The sequence below is a fragment of the Galbibacter pacificus genome (genome assembly GCF_029603165.1).
GTDB lineage: Bacteria > Bacteroidota > Bacteroidia > Flavobacteriales > Flavobacteriaceae > Galbibacter > Galbibacter pacificus.
Genome location: NZ_JAQSVC010000002.1, coordinates 424,275 through 441,345, shown reverse-complemented (window position 1 = coordinate 441,345; position 17,071 = coordinate 424,275). Strand labels below are relative to the sequence as shown.

Annotated in this window: 9 protein-coding genes; all 9 read right to left on the bottom strand. The window is 38.2% G+C overall.

The window, feature by feature from the left end:
• Positions 1-49: 49 nt before the first annotated feature.
• The 9 genes from PSF86_RS06345 to PSF86_RS06305 all read right to left on the bottom strand — a co-directional run bounded on the left by PSF86_RS06345 (position 50) and on the right by PSF86_RS06305 (position 16,969).
• Positions 50-2,128 (bottom strand): M1 family metallopeptidase, encoded by a 2,079-nt coding sequence (locus tag PSF86_RS06345; protein ID WP_277899217.1) that lies wholly within the window; start codon positions 2,126-2,128, stop codon positions 50-52.
• 474 nt (positions 2,129-2,602) lie between these two features.
• Entirely contained in the window at positions 2,603-4,861 is a 2,259-nt protein-coding gene (locus tag PSF86_RS06340) for a xanthine dehydrogenase family protein molybdopterin-binding subunit (RefSeq protein WP_277899216.1), read from the bottom strand.
• Between the two features lie 50 nt (positions 4,862-4,911).
• Positions 4,912-5,379: a (2Fe-2S)-binding protein gene (locus tag PSF86_RS06335; protein ID WP_277899215.1), complete on the bottom strand. Its 468-nt coding sequence runs from the start codon at positions 5,377-5,379 to the stop codon at positions 4,912-4,914.
• Positions 5,380-5,478: 99 nt separating this feature from the next.
• Positions 5,479-6,984, bottom strand: a complete 1,506-nt coding sequence (lepB, locus tag PSF86_RS06330) for a signal peptidase I (RefSeq protein ID WP_277899214.1) — start codon at positions 6,982-6,984, stop codon at positions 5,479-5,481.
• A gap of 158 nt (positions 6,985-7,142) precedes the next feature.
• Complete coding sequence (locus PSF86_RS06325; protein WP_277899213.1) at positions 7,143-7,904, bottom strand: helix-turn-helix domain-containing protein; 762 nt, start codon at positions 7,902-7,904, stop codon at positions 7,143-7,145.
• Positions 7,905-8,260: 356 nt separating this feature from the next.
• The gene (locus tag PSF86_RS06320) at positions 8,261-9,538 is read right to left on the bottom strand and encodes a serine hydrolase domain-containing protein (protein WP_277899212.1); all 1,278 of its coding nucleotides are present in this window, start codon (positions 9,536-9,538) and stop codon (positions 8,261-8,263) included.
• Between the two features lie 88 nt (positions 9,539-9,626).
• The gene (locus PSF86_RS06315; RefSeq protein ID WP_277899211.1) at positions 9,627-10,001 is read right to left on the bottom strand and encodes a hypothetical protein; all 375 of its coding nucleotides are present in this window, start codon (positions 9,999-10,001) and stop codon (positions 9,627-9,629) included.
• 97 nt (positions 10,002-10,098) lie between these two features.
• The gene (locus PSF86_RS06310; protein WP_277899210.1) at positions 10,099-10,662 is read right to left on the bottom strand and encodes an AAA family ATPase; all 564 of its coding nucleotides are present in this window, start codon (positions 10,660-10,662) and stop codon (positions 10,099-10,101) included.
• A 157-nt stretch (positions 10,663-10,819) separates the two neighbouring features.
• Positions 10,820-16,969 carry a DUF2272 domain-containing protein gene (locus PSF86_RS06305; RefSeq protein ID WP_277899209.1) on the bottom strand — a complete coding sequence of 2,050 codons (6,150 nt, stop codon included), beginning with the start codon at positions 16,967-16,969 and terminating at the stop codon, positions 10,820-10,822.
• Between the last annotated feature and the right edge of the window lie 102 nt (positions 16,970-17,071).

Below are 17,071 nucleotides of genomic sequence, written 5' to 3'. Positions count from 1 at the left end.
TAGGTTGTGTTTTGTTTGGCCCTCTTTTAATTTCCATCAGCTAAAAATATTATTTTAATTGATTACTTAAAAAACTTTGGGAAGTTTTATCCAGTTGTGGCATTATATTTTTCAACACCATTCTATAATCTTCGTTTTTTAATAATTCCGTGAGCAGACCTTTAGAAAATTTAGAAAATTGCCAAACCGGGTGCTTACAAGCCTGAATTAAATTTTTTAGTGATTCTTCGTTAAAAGCCTGTATTTGGAACAAATATTCAAATGCGTGCTGCCTAACCTCAAAATGTTGATAAGGCGATGTATACGATACTAACCGTTGGTAATATTGCATTTTTGTATCCGTTTTGTAGGCTGGTGTAATTAAGGCCAATGTAAGCCAAAGTGTTTCTATATTTTTGTCCTTAAAGCCTACAATTCCTTCCGTGGTATTTAAATATTGGTTCCTATTTTGTGGAAAGTTGACCCAGAGTTTCATCAATGCATTTTCTATAGTAACATAACTCTTGTCCTTAAGAAGGCTTTCGAAAGATTTTTGGAGCGCCGTTGGCACCGTGTCCAGATACATGGCCACGGCTTGCCTGTTTTTAATATTGTTGGAATTGATTGCCTTTTTGTAGGCTGTTTGGGTTTCGGTAACGGAATAGGATTTTAATTTTTTTAGCAGTAACCCAACAATTTCTGTTTGTGTAGTATCAATATAAATTTCGGGATGCTGTTCGGCATAACTTAGCAGTCCGGTTTTATCCATTTTATCGACCCGCAGCAATTCTTTGGCTAAGGTATTTTCTTTTAATAGGTTCTGGGCTTCGGCTATTGGAAATTTTTTATCCACAAACCACGTTTGTACGAAGTCTTCCAATTTGGTCTGACTTTTAGCGGAGGCAATATTGATAAAATCGTTTGTATTTGCATTTTTAAAGGCATAATCGTTTAGGTATTTTTTTATCGATTTTTTAAAAGCCCTGTCCCCTATTAAATTCCTCAACGCAAAAATAGCCCATGCGCCCCGCTGATAAAAGGTAAGACTGCTTGCATGCGGATCCAACAAACTTTCTCCTCCATTATTGGAAAGTTCTTCCAGTTGCTTGGCCGTATGAAACAATTGTACATAAAAATAATCATCACCAAAAATTTCCCTTTCGGCCAACAAAGCAAAGTAAGTGGCAAATCCTTCCTGTAGCCAGTGGTGGGTGCTGTTTTCTTCTGTCACCAAATCGCCAAACCATTGATGCGCCAGTTCATGAGCATTTACGTTGATATAATTTTTGTCGGTATAACCTATGGAATCGACCATATAACTATTCGAAAAAATTGTTAGCGATGTGTTTTCCATCCCCGCATACAAAAAGTCTTTTACCGGAACCTGCTTGTAATTTTGCCATGGAAAGGAAACCCCAATCTCGGTTTCCAGATAGTCAAATATTTTTTTGGAATACCTGTAAGTAGGTGCTACCAAATCTTTATCGTGCGGATTGTAATACATTTCCAGCGGGATTCCGCTTGCAGCGCTGTCTTCTTTTATTTTATAATTGCCAATTACCAAGGCCAATAGATAACTGCTCATTGGGTTTTTCATGTCAAACTCCCAAGTGGTTAAATTGCCCCTGCTCTTTTTGGTCTTTAATTTTCCGTTGGCAACAACCCCGTATGATTGGGGAACAGAAATGGACATGTCGAATTCAATTTTTTCATTCATATCGTCAAAGCTGGGCAACCAATTAGATGTGTACTTGCCCTGCCCCTGCGTCCAAACCTGATCAATGCCGTTTTCTTCAGAAGAAATAAAATACATTGCCTTTTTAGGATTACATAAATATTTGATTTTAAACGTATTTAAATCTTTTTTATTAAATGAATGATTTAGTATAATCTGTGTTTTATTGTAGGTGAAGTCGACTGGTTTATCATTTAAAAAAACTTCGGAAACCTGCATTTGTTTGGCATCGATTATCATTGAATCTATAGCCTTTATAATTTCAAACGAATAAACAACATTTCCGGAAACCTGCTCTTTTTCTGGAATTATTTTTATGTCAATATCTGCTTTTTTAACATCAATATAGGCAGTCTGCTGGGCAAGGCCAAAGAAGGAAGCAACTAAAAATATTGCACTTATGTATAACTTCATGGATTGTTTAATTATACTGCCAAAGTAACATTTTATTAAAAACTAGCCCATAATGTAATGAGGAAATAAGCTAACAAGGGAAAGTTTTTTAAGTACATGGTTCAAGATTTAATATTTTTGGTTTCTGGTTTTAGTCACTTCGACGAAGGAGAAGTCGCATAATATCTATAAGTTAATGAGTTAACAAGTAGATAAACGAAGAAGGGTCTCTTTTTCTATTGATGGTTTTGCTATGGAGTTATGGTGCTATTTGTTGCCAGTGGACTTGATTGTTCACTAATAACAGTTAGCAAGTGTCTATCAACTAATTTAAAATCATAATCAATGGATTGATCATGTCTTTATATAAACGTGAATAATTTCATTTCAGTATAAAAAAATCAATCAAGAAACCACGTTAATCTAGCCCCTAAAAAAAGAGTCGAAATATTCAAAAAATATTTCGACTCTTTTATCTTTTCAATATCACTAGTATTAGCTCACGACCGGACGCTTGGTTATAAACGGTTGGTCGTAATGCCGTTGTCCGGTTGCTTTATATAACGCATTGGCCAAGGCCCCCATGATTGGAGGAAAAGGTGGTTCGCCCAATCCCGTTGGGTGCTCGTTATTTTTAACAAAATGCACTTCAATATCTTTTGGGGCTTCGCTGTGGCGTATTAACCGGTAGCGGTCAAAATTTACCTGTTCGGGTTTACCGTCTTTAAAAGTCAACCCACTATACATGGCGTGCCCAATACCGTCAACGGTGCCGCCTTCCACCATATTGGTGGCGGCAATCGGGTTTACCACCAAGCCACAGTCCACGGCACAAAATACTTTTTTAACCACTGGTTTATCTTCTTTCATTTCCATGTCCAAAATATTGGCCACATACGAATTATGGCAATAATAAGCAGAAACGCCCCGGTATACATTTCCGGTTGTATTTCCGTTCCATCCAGATTTTTCACGGGCCAATTTTAGTACTCCCGCATAACGTTCGGCATCATAATCGTTGTTTTCGCCAACGGGATTATTTTTAGCTTTTTCAAAAAGTTCAATCCTAAATTCAATAGGATCCTTTCCGGCAGCTTCGGCAACTTCGTCTAGAAAGGACTGTTCCGCTCCGGCAATAAAATTGGAGCGTGGTGCGCGAAATGCACCTACCGAAATATTGGATGGTACGTCCCACGATTCGGCCAAGTAATTTTCGACCGCCCCCGCCGGGAACCTATTGGCAAACAGCGGACTTTCGGGGATGCCTCCTGCCCTTACATGGAAACCAATTAAGTTATTATCCTCGTCAAGTGCAGCCCTATATCTGGCGTGATATGCAGGTCGGTAATTACCAAAACTCATATCGTCTTCACGGGTATAAACCAATTTAACGGGAGCTTTCATTTTTTGTGAAATTACAGCGGCTTCCACTACAAAATGGCCGTATAGCCTACGCCCAAAACCTCCACCTTGGCGTGTCATTTGTATTTCAATTTTGTCTAAAGGAAGTCCGATTCGAGACGAAACCGATTTCTCCATAAATTCCGGCGTTTGAATGGGGCCGCTTAAAATAGCCTTATCTGCCGTTACATTGGCAAAAAAGTTCATGGGCTCCATGGTATTGTGCGCCAAAAAAGGAGCTGTATAGCTACGTTCTACTATTTTAGCGGCTTTTTTAAATGCTGAAGCCGGATTGCCATCTTTTCGGGCCTCTTTGGCCAATTTAGCCGATAATGCTTCCATTTTTTCTTTGTGGCTATTGGTATTTTCCATCCCACCGGGAACTTTTACAGAGAAAGAGCCATCGCCCGAAAAATTGGCAAACTCCTCCTCATAACCCTCAAAAGGTTGCCATTCGGCTTTTATGGTCTTCTTTGCGTTCATTACTTCCCATGTAGAATTACCCACAACCACAATCAGCTCGGGAAAAGCATCGGCATCAAACATGCTTTTGGCTTTTCCTTTCTCATAAGTTTTTATACTGAAAACATCTTTAATTCCCGGCATTTTACGTGCTTCGGCATCATCAAAAGACTTTAAGGTAAGTCCAAACGCTGGCGGATGCACAATCATAGCAGTAAGCATTCCTTCTTCATATTGATCGATCCCGAACAAAGGTTTTCCGGTTACGATTTTCTTTCCGTCTACGTTTCTGGTTGCCGTACCAATAATTTTAAACTCGTCCAAGCTTTTTAATTCAACCTCCTCGGGGGCGGTCAAAGTTGCCGCCAATGAAGCTACTTCGCCATAACCTACCGAACGGTTGCTGCTTTTATGGTGAATTACGCCTGCTTCTGTAGTTACTTCTTCTACGGGCACTTCCCATTGTTTTGCCGCGGCCTGTTTTAACATATGCCTTGCAGTTGCTCCGGCCATACGTAAACCGTCCCATCCTTGACGGATGGATTGACTTCCTCCAGCCAGTTGCCGTATAAAAATAGTAGTATTAAGCGGAGCCTGCTCAACAAGTACGTTGTTCCAGTCTATGTCCAGCTCTTCGGCCACGATCATAGGCATGGATGTTTTTACATTCTGACCTATTTCGGGGTTCGGCGACATAATAGTTGCCATGCCATTATCGCCTATTTTAAGATATCCGTTAATTTCAAACCATTCTTTGGGCATTTCTGCTACTTCCTTAGGCGAAGGATTGCACGATGCAAGCCAACTAAACCCAACTACGAGTCCGCCACCGGCCATAGCCGAAGTTTTCAAGAACGATCTTCTTCCATATGATGTTTTTATAAGTGCCACGATATTATTTTTAGTGATTAGTGATAAATGTGATTAGCAAAATTGAATAACTAACTATTCTGTGCTGTGGTTGCAGCCGATTTAATTGCTTTCTTGATGCGTGTATAAGTACCACATCGGCATATATTGCCGTTCATGGCTTGATCAATCTCTTCATCGGTTGGGCTTGGGTTAGCTTTAAGCAAGGCTGTAGCCGACATAATTTGTCCGGCCTGGCAATACCCGCATTGTGGTACGTCCTGCTCCAACCATGCCTGTTGCACCGGATGCTCTCCTTCTTTTGATAAGCCTTCAATGGTGGTGATTTTTTGTTCGCCAACCGCCGAAACAGGCAATTGGCATGAGCGTACCGCTACATCTTCAATATGGATGGTACATGCACCGCATTGAGCAATGCCACAACCAAATTTGGTGCCCACTAATTGAAGGTGATCGCGCAATACCCATAGCATAGGGGTATTAGGGTCTATACTTACTTGTCGTGATTCTCCGTTAATGTTAAGTTTAAAGTCGGCCATATTCTTTATTTTTTGATTAAGTTAATAAATATTGTCATAGGATTACTTGCAAAAAACAAACATTAACTTAGATTTTAGGGAAATATTAACATTATAATGTTACTTTCTATTTCTTCTAAAAGCTGTATAGCCCAAGTATGCAAGGGTTAATATTGCAAAATATATAAAGTACGATTTTGACGAACCCTCAACTGAAGTCAACAATCGCTTCCAACGTATTTTTTTTATAATCCCTTTTTCATTTTTATTCCAGCTGAACCAAATAAGAACAGGTTTTCCAATAATATGGTCAAAAGGAACAAAACCCCAAAAGCGGGAATCAATAGAATTATCCCTATTATCGCCCATCATCCAGTAATAATCCTGTTTAAAGGTATATGTTTTTGCTTCTTTTCCATTGATAAATATTTGATTCCCTTTTAGTTTTAATTCATTATGTTCATATTCTTCAATTACCCTTTTATACAACGGCAATATTCCTTTATTTAATTGAATGGTTCTTCCTGCTTTTGGAATATAAACTGCTTCAAATTGATTTACAGTATTTTTATATGCTCCCGAATATGGAAAAACTTTTTGGACAATGGTTTCCATTTGTACCATGTCTCTGTTGGCGGCAACAACATTTGGGTTTTTCAATAGCTTTTTGACGGCTTTGTTGGTTAATGACTTAAAATAATATAAGCTGGGCTTAATTTCTCCAAACCAGTCGGTAACCCCAAAACGTTCGTACATATATTTTGGAGTAAGCTTACCTCCTTTGGTTTCTACAAAATATGCAAATTGTAGCCTTGCATTTTTTGGCAGTATTGATTTTTTATTATTTATAAAAACATATCCATTGATAATGGACAATGTATCTCCAGGTAAACCGACACAACGTTTAATTAAATTTGTTTTTTTGTCTATTGGCTTGTAATAATTTCTGTTTGGATGAAAGTTGCTCATATCCAAAAGCGTATCAGCAGGTTGGTTGAACACTACAAGGTCGTTTCGTTTTATTCGTTGAAAACCAGGCAACCTCAAATACGGGAGCTGAAACTTATTAAACCATGATGTTTCCTTTTTAGAAATAGCATCGTTAAATAAATACGACTTGCAATTAATAACTGGAATGGTATCGTGAACCATCGGGAAAGCAATTGTTGTTAATGGAATCCTTGCTCCGTAATTAATTTTACTTACAAATAAAAAATCTCCAACAAGTAACGTTTTTTCAAGTGAAGATGAAGGTATTACATACGGTTGAACAAGATATGTATGCACTATTGTTGCAACTACAATGGCAAATAACATAGAACTTATCCATTCACCGATGGATGTTTTAGGTTTCAATGACCTTTTGTTTATATATGATAAATCCATTGAAAAATAGTTTAGATATGCAACATACAATCCTAAACTACATACAACCAAAAATGTATCCAATAGAGTGTTTTTACCATAACTCCTTATAGTTTCAACCCATATTACCAGAAACATGATTAAGTTGACAATGGGAACAAACAATAATATCACCCACCATGTTGGCCGGTTTATAATTTTCATTAAAATAACGGCATTGTATATAGGGGTTGCGGCTTCCCAACTTTTTCTTCCGGCCATTTTATATAATTTCCATGTCGATAAAAAATGTACCAATTGAATAAAAAGAAAATAAATAAACCAAATGAAAAACATACGCGTGAAATTTTCACGAAAATCATCTAATCATGCTGTTAAATCTATTTAAATCATGATTTAGGAAAACAAAATGGGATATTTTAATAAACTTTAACAGTTTGTTTATATTGAACGGGGGTCTTTCCGGTAATTTTTTTAAAGGCAATATTAAATGATGAAATACTGCTAAATCCGCATTCGTAAGCAATTGCAGCCATAGTATAGTGCTTGTATTTATTGGTTTTAAGTAGTTCGACAGCTTGATAAACCCGAAGTTCTGCAATGTATTGCGAATAATTTTTGCCTTCAACCTGATTTATTATTTGCGATAATTGTTTAGATGTTATCCCTAAGGTTTTGCTAAGCGATGTTAAGGTAAGCTCCGGGTTTAAAAATGGTTTATCATCATTCATTAGACGTTTTAATTCATTTGAATAATCCAAAGCCGCATCCTTGTTCAATGATGAATTTTTATACTTTTCCATATCCGAAGAAAAAACATCAAAGCTATAAAAGCCCCAAATAATTAAAATCAATAAAACCACAGAAAAAACAAACGAACTACTTGGGTAAAACGGAACAATATTAAAATAAATTAATACCGCATTGATATATATAACAATCGTGGAAGCAATAAATATTGTAAGCCAATTTTTAACTATTTTCCCTTTGGAAACATTCTCATAAAACCGCTGACTCCTCAAAACCCAATACAGAGCATACAAAGAGTACATGAGGCCATGTGCAAAAATAAAAAAGTAAAATACCCATGAATAAGGTTGATAAATAGCCGGAATATAAGCACTGAGTATAACGGAAAGAAAGAACGGAATAAAATGAAGGTATGTGTAAAGCGTATTCAACTTAGTTTTATTTTTTATAAGATGAAAGCAATACAACCAAACCAATGGCCCAATTACCAAAAAAATACTCAAAAAAATATTGAGAATTGCTGTTTCAATAAAATAGTAATAATGAAACAATGATTTTCCCATCCGCAAGCCGAAACAAAGTAGGTAAAGACCCAAAAAAATGTTTGCGTTGGCAGTAAATTTTCCTTTGCGAAATATCATGATAATTCCAAAGAAAACGCCAAGAATTACGCCAATACTACCAAATAAAAAACCTAAATGATTATAAAACTCCGAGTTTACATTCATTACTATCTACATTTATTATATGCAGCAAATTTATAAGTCCTTTATTTTCAAACCCTTTCTTATTCCTCTAAAGCCTGATAAATTAACGAATGTAGTTTTTCATGATCTTCCATGGTTTTTGTAGGGATGACTTGTGTTAAATAAACCACAACCATATCTTCTTTTGGGTCGACCCAATAGGTAGAATGATATGCCCCGCCCCATCCATATTCGCCAACAGAGCCCATTGTTCCCCTTGCACCAAGGTCTTCTACCACCGTAAAGCCCAGGCCAAAGCCCGTGCCGTCTGCCCAGGGAAACTTAATGTTTCTAAGATGGTTTACAGTCATTAATTCAACCGATTTTCTCGATAATATACGGGCACCGTTTAACGTTCCTTTATTGAGCATCATTTGTAAAAAGCGTGCATAATCGCTGGCCGTGCTTACTAATCCGGCACCGCCCGAGTAACTTGTTCGGGGGCCGTCTACATAGGCTCCCTGGCCTACCATCCCACCGGGATTTGGGGCTTTTTCCAATCCGTTTCCAGAAGGGGAATATACCACGGCAAGCCTGTCTTTTTTGTCTTTTGGTAAATAAAAATAGGTATCGTTCATTTTTAAAGGCCCCAAAATGTTCGTATGTAAAAAGTCATTTAATGTTTCTCCTGAAACGACTTCAATAATGGCACCTAAAATATCAATGCTATACCCATATACAAACTGTTCACCGGGCTGGGCATCAAAAGGAAGGTTCCCCATTTTTTTTACGGTTTCCAAAATAGGTTCTTTTCTATCGGCAAAGTACCAGCCTTGAATCCCGGCTTCTTTCCATTTATCGGCTGCAATACCGTTACCATATCCAATCCCCGAGGTATGCGTTAATAAATCGCGTAGTGTAATGGCTCTTTTGGCAGCTACCACATTATAAGAGCCGTCTTCTTTGGCAACGGCAACCGTTGTTTTTTTAAACTCTGGAATGTATTTTCCCACCTCATCTGTAATGGATAGTTTTCCCTGTTCCTGCAACATCATGATCCCAACGCTTACAATGGCTTTTGTTTGAGAAGCTATACGGAACATATCGGTTTTCTTCATAGGAACATTTTTCTCGATATCCTTTTTACCAAAAGCTTTGTAATAGGCTATTTTTCCATGTCTTGCCACTAATAAAACAGAACCCGGCAAGGCATCGTCTTTTACAAAATCGTTAAAGGTTTTGGTTAAATAAGTAAGTCGGTTTGAAGATATTCCAACAGCTTCAGGACTTGTTTCGGGCAGTGTTTGGGCAGATAGTACACTTAGGTTAATTATTGCCACAAAAAGCATCAACATGGATGCATATTTTTTAACCTTCATTTTGAATATTAATTATGGATTTCACTTACAAATTAAGTGTTTTATTTACTTTTAAAAAAGTCAACAACAATATATCCACTTATAAATATTATTCATGAATGGCATTTAAATGCCTATAGGCTCTTTTTACCTTTTCCCTGTTTTCTTTCTGCATTTCTTTGTAAGTGCTATAACTTGCAGGGGAAAGGGCTGCTTGAAGCTCATCGTCCTTACCCTTCATGAGCGATTTTAGTTCTTGAAATTTTTCGTTTCTGGAAACACTGCTGTTTTTTACTTCAACTGCCTTGTCATAGTATTTTTTGCTGATGCTTATAAAACTGTCCTTTTCGGCACCTGTTAGCTGAAGCTGTTCTACCTGTTTGTTCAACATATCGTTATAAGACATATTTTGTGGGGCTGTTTCTTCTTGTGCCGATACAGAAAACTGAAGCATTATTAATGCTATAAAAAGTAACTTTTTCATGTTATCCTTAATTGGTGTTATAGCATAAAGATAATAAAAATCTAAACGATTGCCCCGTTAATCAAAATAAGTTATACATTGTGTTGTTTTTATTAATTCACTGGGCATTAATGCATTTTAAAATATAATTAGCCCTTTCGCTTGGACTTTTCTTTGGGACTTCATTAATGGTATAATGATATTCTTTGTACGTCTCTGCCATTTTCTTGAAGGTCAATAAAGCTTCTTCCCAATTTTGTTTTCTTTCGCCATCGGTTATGTATATTTCTTTCCACGGCGGAAGTATAAAAACGTTTTTGTTGTACCGTAATTTTTTACCGTACCCATGCATGTGCCCGTTTATTTTTGAATTAATCAATTTGGCATAGCAAAGCGTGTCCAGAAACCCACGATCAAAGAAAACCGGAACAGAACCGGCATGTTCCTTTTCAACTTCTTTATAGCTTTTAATAGATCGGTCAAATAGTAATTGTTTGTACAATTCTGTGTTTTTCCATGGAAGGGCTTCTCCATTATTATGCTTCTGCTCAATTATAAGTTCTCTTGCTATCTCGGGTACAACAACCAAATTTTTATTTTTTAGTTCATTAAGCAACGTTGTTTTTCCAACACCGGGCCCGCCGGTAATAACAAAAAAATTGTTGTTTATAGTTAAGTTCATTGTTTTAATTTGTTGAAGGCACTCATAGGCTTGTAGTTTTTTTTATTATAAACTCATCTTAACTCTTTCCACCCTGCCCGACAAGGGTTATTCTGGTGGGTTGATTAAAAAAGTTAAGACGAGTTCTAATTGAAGCAATAATGGTATACCATTAAAATTATGTAAATCTAGCAATTATATTTGTTTCGCCTATAATAATGCGTTCATATGCATTGGCTCCTTCTATTATGCCAGAGACATCGCTAATGGAATAATAACCGCTGCTTAATGCGCTCATGTGGTCTCTTACATTTTGCCCTAATGCATCCATGGGAACATCATTCAGGCTACTTTCGTTTATCAATCGCCCAGCACTATCAAGCGGCCTTAATTTATACGCTACCCTATCTGAAGTATTTGTAGTGTTTCCACCCACAAGCCTTGCAAAATTGGCATCTTCAATTTGAATTATCTCAACTACAACATCCACATGGCTGGAGCCACTGGACGGGCTAATCCTACCATTGCCATTAATGCTATATGTAGCTCCATCCCGACCGTTTAGTATTAAATCTCCCAATTGTACGGGTTCTGTGGTTGGGTCCAGTAAAGTAATGGAATTATGCTGTAATTGCATACTTTGAGCAATGTACCTTACATGGTTTCCGCCGGCTTTAAAGATTCCCAACCTTTCCAAATTATCTTTTGCATGGCGCAAAAGTGTTCGTTTTTGGGTATTGCTTAGCGTGTTGTAATCTTCTAGGTCCAAGCCATTGTGTGTAGCCAATTCTGGATAATTGGCTACAACGGCATGCAAATAGCCCCTTAATAATAAATAAGAAATAAATGCAGCACTCCACGCTACTTGACTGGGCTCTGTTTGCCTTGCGGTGCTTTCGGCACCAGAAACAGAATAGAAAGGCAACCAATATTCCGTAACTTTTTCTATGCCGTCATTATTATTGTCCAATAAACCTCCTGTCCACCAAGTATTAAATTCATCATGGGCTACCTGTATGGCAAAATTCATAACGGTATCGGCAGGGATATCCCATTGATTTCCCGCCCCCGAAGCTTGCCCTTCAGAAACCAAGGAAAGTCTTTCATTAAATCTTACCACTTGTAGAAACAGGTCTCCAGAGTTGTCTGTAGCCATTTGTTCGAACATTTCAATAAAATCATCAAAATACTCAAATTGTTCTTGCCCGTCCTGAGGATTTATAAATTTAAAGGTAACATCGTCTGGATTGTTTAAATCTCCAGACATTCCAAATAGCAACAATGCATGCGGCGAGAACCCACCTGTAGGATCGGCATCTATAGTAATCCATAATGGTCCATAATTGCTTAACCACTCGTAATATTGCTGAATTGTATAACTTGCCGGTGGCATGGCCTGCATGTTCAACGCGCTTATAAATTGATTTTTTTCTGATGCTGCTAACCCGGTAGCATTGTCGAACATAGTTACATAGTAATTTTCGTTTGGCGGGGTCAAATTTTCTCCGGCCATTCTTAGTATTTCCGGAATTGGGTTCGAGCTGTGTAATTTCCAATTCATCATCATGGTAGCTACCGTTGCCCAACAACCCATAGACGGCTGTATTAACCCTTCAACAGTATAATTTACGTTAACAGGTTGAGAGCCTTCGGGTGGCCTTACGCTTATAGATTCATGGGTGCCATCGGCATCGGTACGCTGTGCCTGTACAGATTGACCACGGTTTACGGCATCGGAAGCTGTTTGGGATAATGAAGGCCTACTTTGTTCGCGCTCAAATTGCTGAGTTTCCCTTGCGCTTTCCCCTCCGTCTATTTGCTGTTGCAAATGTTGACGCGTTAAATTTTGTGCGTCTTCATCGCTTATATTACCATCACGGCGTGCCTGCGAAATACCATCGGCAATGTTTTGAGAATTTTGGGTATTATGTTGCTGGGTTGCCAGGCTTTTTGCCATTTCTGCAAAAGCCTTTGCATTTTCCTGATTGGAAAGATAAGTTTTCATGGCATTTTCCTGATTTCCTGCCAATCCGGTAATATCGTTAAACACGCCTGATTTCCCTAACAATTCTGATAATTGGGATAAACCGGCCCCCGGTGCCGGAGCATCGGGCGCATTTTGTATATTTACCATTGGAGTGGCAAAATCTTTATACTCGGGCTTGTATTCGGTTACGGTTGGCGTTGGGGTTACCACAGGAGCTATTGAAGTAGGCTCTTCGGTCCTAAACTTATCCCAATCCTGAGATGAGTTTTCTTTTACCATTTCGCAGGCATCGCAATTGCCTTGTATGGCTTCCATAAATACGCCACGGGTTGGCACGCTTACCCTATATGGAGGTATTGGGGTAAGGGGCTTGTAATAATCAAACAGCGATGTTTCTATAAATACATTATCGCCAATTTCTTCAAGCATGTTGTTTCTTCCTACGCGGTATCCTTCGGCTACTGGAAAAACCAAAGAATTCCCCGTAATGGTAGTCAATTCGTTTTTTACCACCGATGCCAAGCTGCGCATCACCGATTTATGTCCTGTTGAAGTATATGTTTGTATATTGAAGCCATCGAGGAGCATGTACCGTCTGTCCGGATCCAAATTTGACCACAATATTTTATTATAATGCTCTAAATTACTGTTTAAATGCTCAATGAGCTCGTTTACAAGGTATTCATCTTCTTTTCTGGGGTTTTTCTTTTCGAGTGAATTCAATGGCGTATTGATATTCGGTACATCATCATGTAAGTCGTTTACAAGCCGCCTGTTTACCAAAGTTGACGAATGGTAATCGCTTCTGTAATTAATCTGGATGCTATCTAGTTTAAAGGTTACGTAATTAAAAAACAGATCGTGATATTCCCCGGTTAACGGCGAAGTAAAATCAATTTCTATTTCATCAATGGATTTACGGGTTTTGTTTGTGGGAAGGCCGTTATCTTTTATGTAATATTTTAATATCCTATTCCCTCCTTTATATTTTTGCTCTTCCGTAAGGTCCACATCACCAAGTGGCGTAATGGAAACCCTTGCCCCACCACTTCCAATATTATCTTTTATCAAGTTGCTTACAATTTGCGGTGCTATGTGTTCGTTAAATATCCTGTCCCAATCGGCAATTACATTTCCATTAAAATAACTAAAAAGTTCTTCAAGGTCCATATCCAATATCTTGGCATATGCTTCCCAAAGCTTTTTCTCTTTTTCCATTCCTGCAAAGAAATCCATTTGGGTTGGAACATCGTCACCATCAAAAACAATGCTGATAAAATTCTTAAATACATTTACCCCATTGGATCCATCAAAATTAACACGGATACATTGAGCGGGAGGAACAGTTTCATAATTAGCATCCAAGGTCATAAACATATCAAATATCTGTCCCCGGGTTAAAACTTCGGTAGTTGTGGTATTCCTTTTTATACTTGGGCCTTTTGCAGCACAGGGAACCACTGCCCCCACAATGGTGTCTTTGATGTTTTGGCGTATGGTGCCCGGTACATCTACACCCGCATCTACAGTTACCTTTGTTTTTATTACGGGGAAAGACAGGATTCTGTCAAACCGGGTTTTGGGCCTTGGAATATGGATATTCAGTTTCATATATCCGGTAAGTTCTGTTATAACTTCATCGGCATAGGTCTGGTCTGGAAAATCTACCCTTGCGTAATTTGTTTTTATGCGTTCGTTGGCATCAAAAGCTTTTAATAAAGGGTGCTGTCTCCTTAAAAAAGAAAATGTCCTTAAATATGTATTTGAAGGAATTGGCAATAGGTTCTGTGCCAAAATGTCTTTCCATTTATGAATGTTTTCTGTTGAAAAATTGGTCATTAACAAGGGCACGAACACACACTCTTCTACATGGCTGAGCTCTTGGTATATTGCATAATGCCTCAACACTTCAAAATACATCATGGTAAGGGAATGGCAATGGTTATGGTTGGCAATGGTCTCGGCCGTTACACCATAGTCTTGCCCTTCGGTAACCGTTGTTACCACAGATGCATTTAATTGCCTGTAGCTTTCTGCATTTTGCATTAACGATTGCCTTAGCTTTTCCCCAAAAAACTGAGAGATATTCCTTGAACTGTTTTGAGAGGCAGACGAATTTGAATTTGAAAAACCTCCGGCAACCCCCAAAGACGCACCAATGCCGCCGTAGGAAACCCCAACGCCCAAACCTGCCGACATTCCCGAGGTATGGGCCTTGCTCCTACCGCTCATGTTTTCGTTAATACCCCCACTTAATTGATCGGTAATGAAGCGGTCGCTAATCAATTCTGCCGAAAGGCTCTCTCCTTGTGAGATGGATTGCGACTCGGCACCGGAAAGGGAATGAGATGACTCAAATACCACAATTTGTTTTTTCTGCCCGGGCGCCAATGGCAACGAATATACCAAATCTCCCAACGAGTAACCATCGGCTTTAAAAACCGATTTATAATGAAGTATATGCCCCGTAGCCACCGTAACAGCTTGGTACATGGACAGGTTTTCTTTGGCATCGGGGGCGTCTTCCCAGCGAATTGGGTTGTCCAGGTCTACTTCTTTCCGGTCAAGCGTTTTTCTTCCGCCTACTAAATTGTACTGTATTTTTCCCCGGAAATTTACTTTTTGCAACACATAATTTGCCACTTCGGGGTCGGATATGCGCACAATGGCATTGTAACTATATTCGCGTAGGGTTCTATTTGGGGTGGAAAGGTTGATGCAGGAACCGCCAATATCCTGGGTATACTCGTCTGAATTAATAAGATCTGCCTGGTCGGGCAGTCTCTTTGCCTTTTTGGTAGCATGGCAATCGCAATCATCGTGTTCGTCGGTTTCGGTATTGGTTACCACCACTTCTTCATCTATTAAAAGCAAGAAAATAAAATCGTCTGAAATGGTTTCGTTGGAATCATCGGGATTTACAACCAAATCTACCGGACTACTTGGCATTAACGATACCATTGCCTGGGCCTCTATATAATCGCCATAAGGATAATCCAACGAAAAGTTCCCCGATTTATCGGTGGTTGCAGAACCTACTATCCTGTAAAGTTCGTCGCCGTCTTTTTTTGCCTGAACAATTACCGTAAGCTCGTTTAAATTATACTTATCTCCATTCTGAAGCACTTTTCCACGCAACCGTTTGGTACTTTTTGGTTTTCCGGTTTGCGGATCTACTTCAATGGTACCGGCGGGGTATTTGCGTATTTTTATATCGAGGTTTTGAAGCTCGTCGTTATCTTTATTGAATTTTTCTTCCCAAAGAACTGCACCATCGTACCCTTTTACCTTTACCGAAACTGGCCCGGAGATATTATTGGTCAATAATGGTTCGTCATCATTAAAGTTAAAATCAATGGTATTATCGTCAATGGTATTTCCTGCTTCGGTCCAATTGTATTTTAAAATCTTGGGGGTTCCGTTTACCTGTAAATATTCGACCGACAAATCGTAAAAATCCAAATCCCCCTGAACTACTTCTTCTTCTGAAATAATTTCCAGTTTTCCACCAATGGTCAAGGTTTGAATTTCAGGAATAGCAATGGGGAAATCGAACAATTTGTTGAAATTTTCCTTTAAATAATCAAAAAATTCTTTGCTGATGTTATATTCGGTTTTTTTAAGGAAATCGGCCAATTGCGTGTATCCAATAGTAAATTCGGCTTCGGTTAGTTTTGGGTGCTCGCCATTAAGATCTACAAGAATTTGTATGAAATTAAGCACAAAATCATCAGAAACATTCCTTTCTGGATAAATGGCATCAAAAATATATTTAAACAGCTCGTAAGCTTCTTTATTTATTATAAAAACACGTTTATTGTATTGATCGGCCAAGTTGGCAAGCCCTTTTACGTTTAGTGCATCTTTCTTTTTAGAGTTAATGTCGCCATAAGTGCTTAGAAATCTTGCATATTCTTCTTGATGGTATTTTCTGTCAAAATCAGACGAATAAAGCGACTTCAAATAATAAATCCCTTCAAATTCCTTGGTAGAAATAACCTGATTTAAATCGTCCTTGGTCGTAATGGTAAACTTGAACGAATAATCGTTGATATTAACGCCCTCTTCTTTTAAAATATCTATAAAATGATATAGGAAAAACCCGTAAATGTCCTCCATTTCCGTTCCTGTCAATTTATTTAACGGCACGTTTACTTTATACGTTTCGTCTTCAACATCATGCGAAACCTTAAAAGATTCGAAACCGCTTGCGTAACGGAAAATCTGACTCCGACTAATGTTATACGAAAATTTCGGGATATTTACTTCAATTATAATACTATTGAATTCTGGTTGACGGTTATCGCCTTCTGATGTGAAACTGAATTGAACGGAAGCCATAATATATTTGTTTAGTTTATTTTGATCGAACAAATTTTAAAAAAGAGCAGTGTTAAAAACGGGGTCGGGTTTTTAAAAAAAATGTAGTAGTAGAAATAGTTT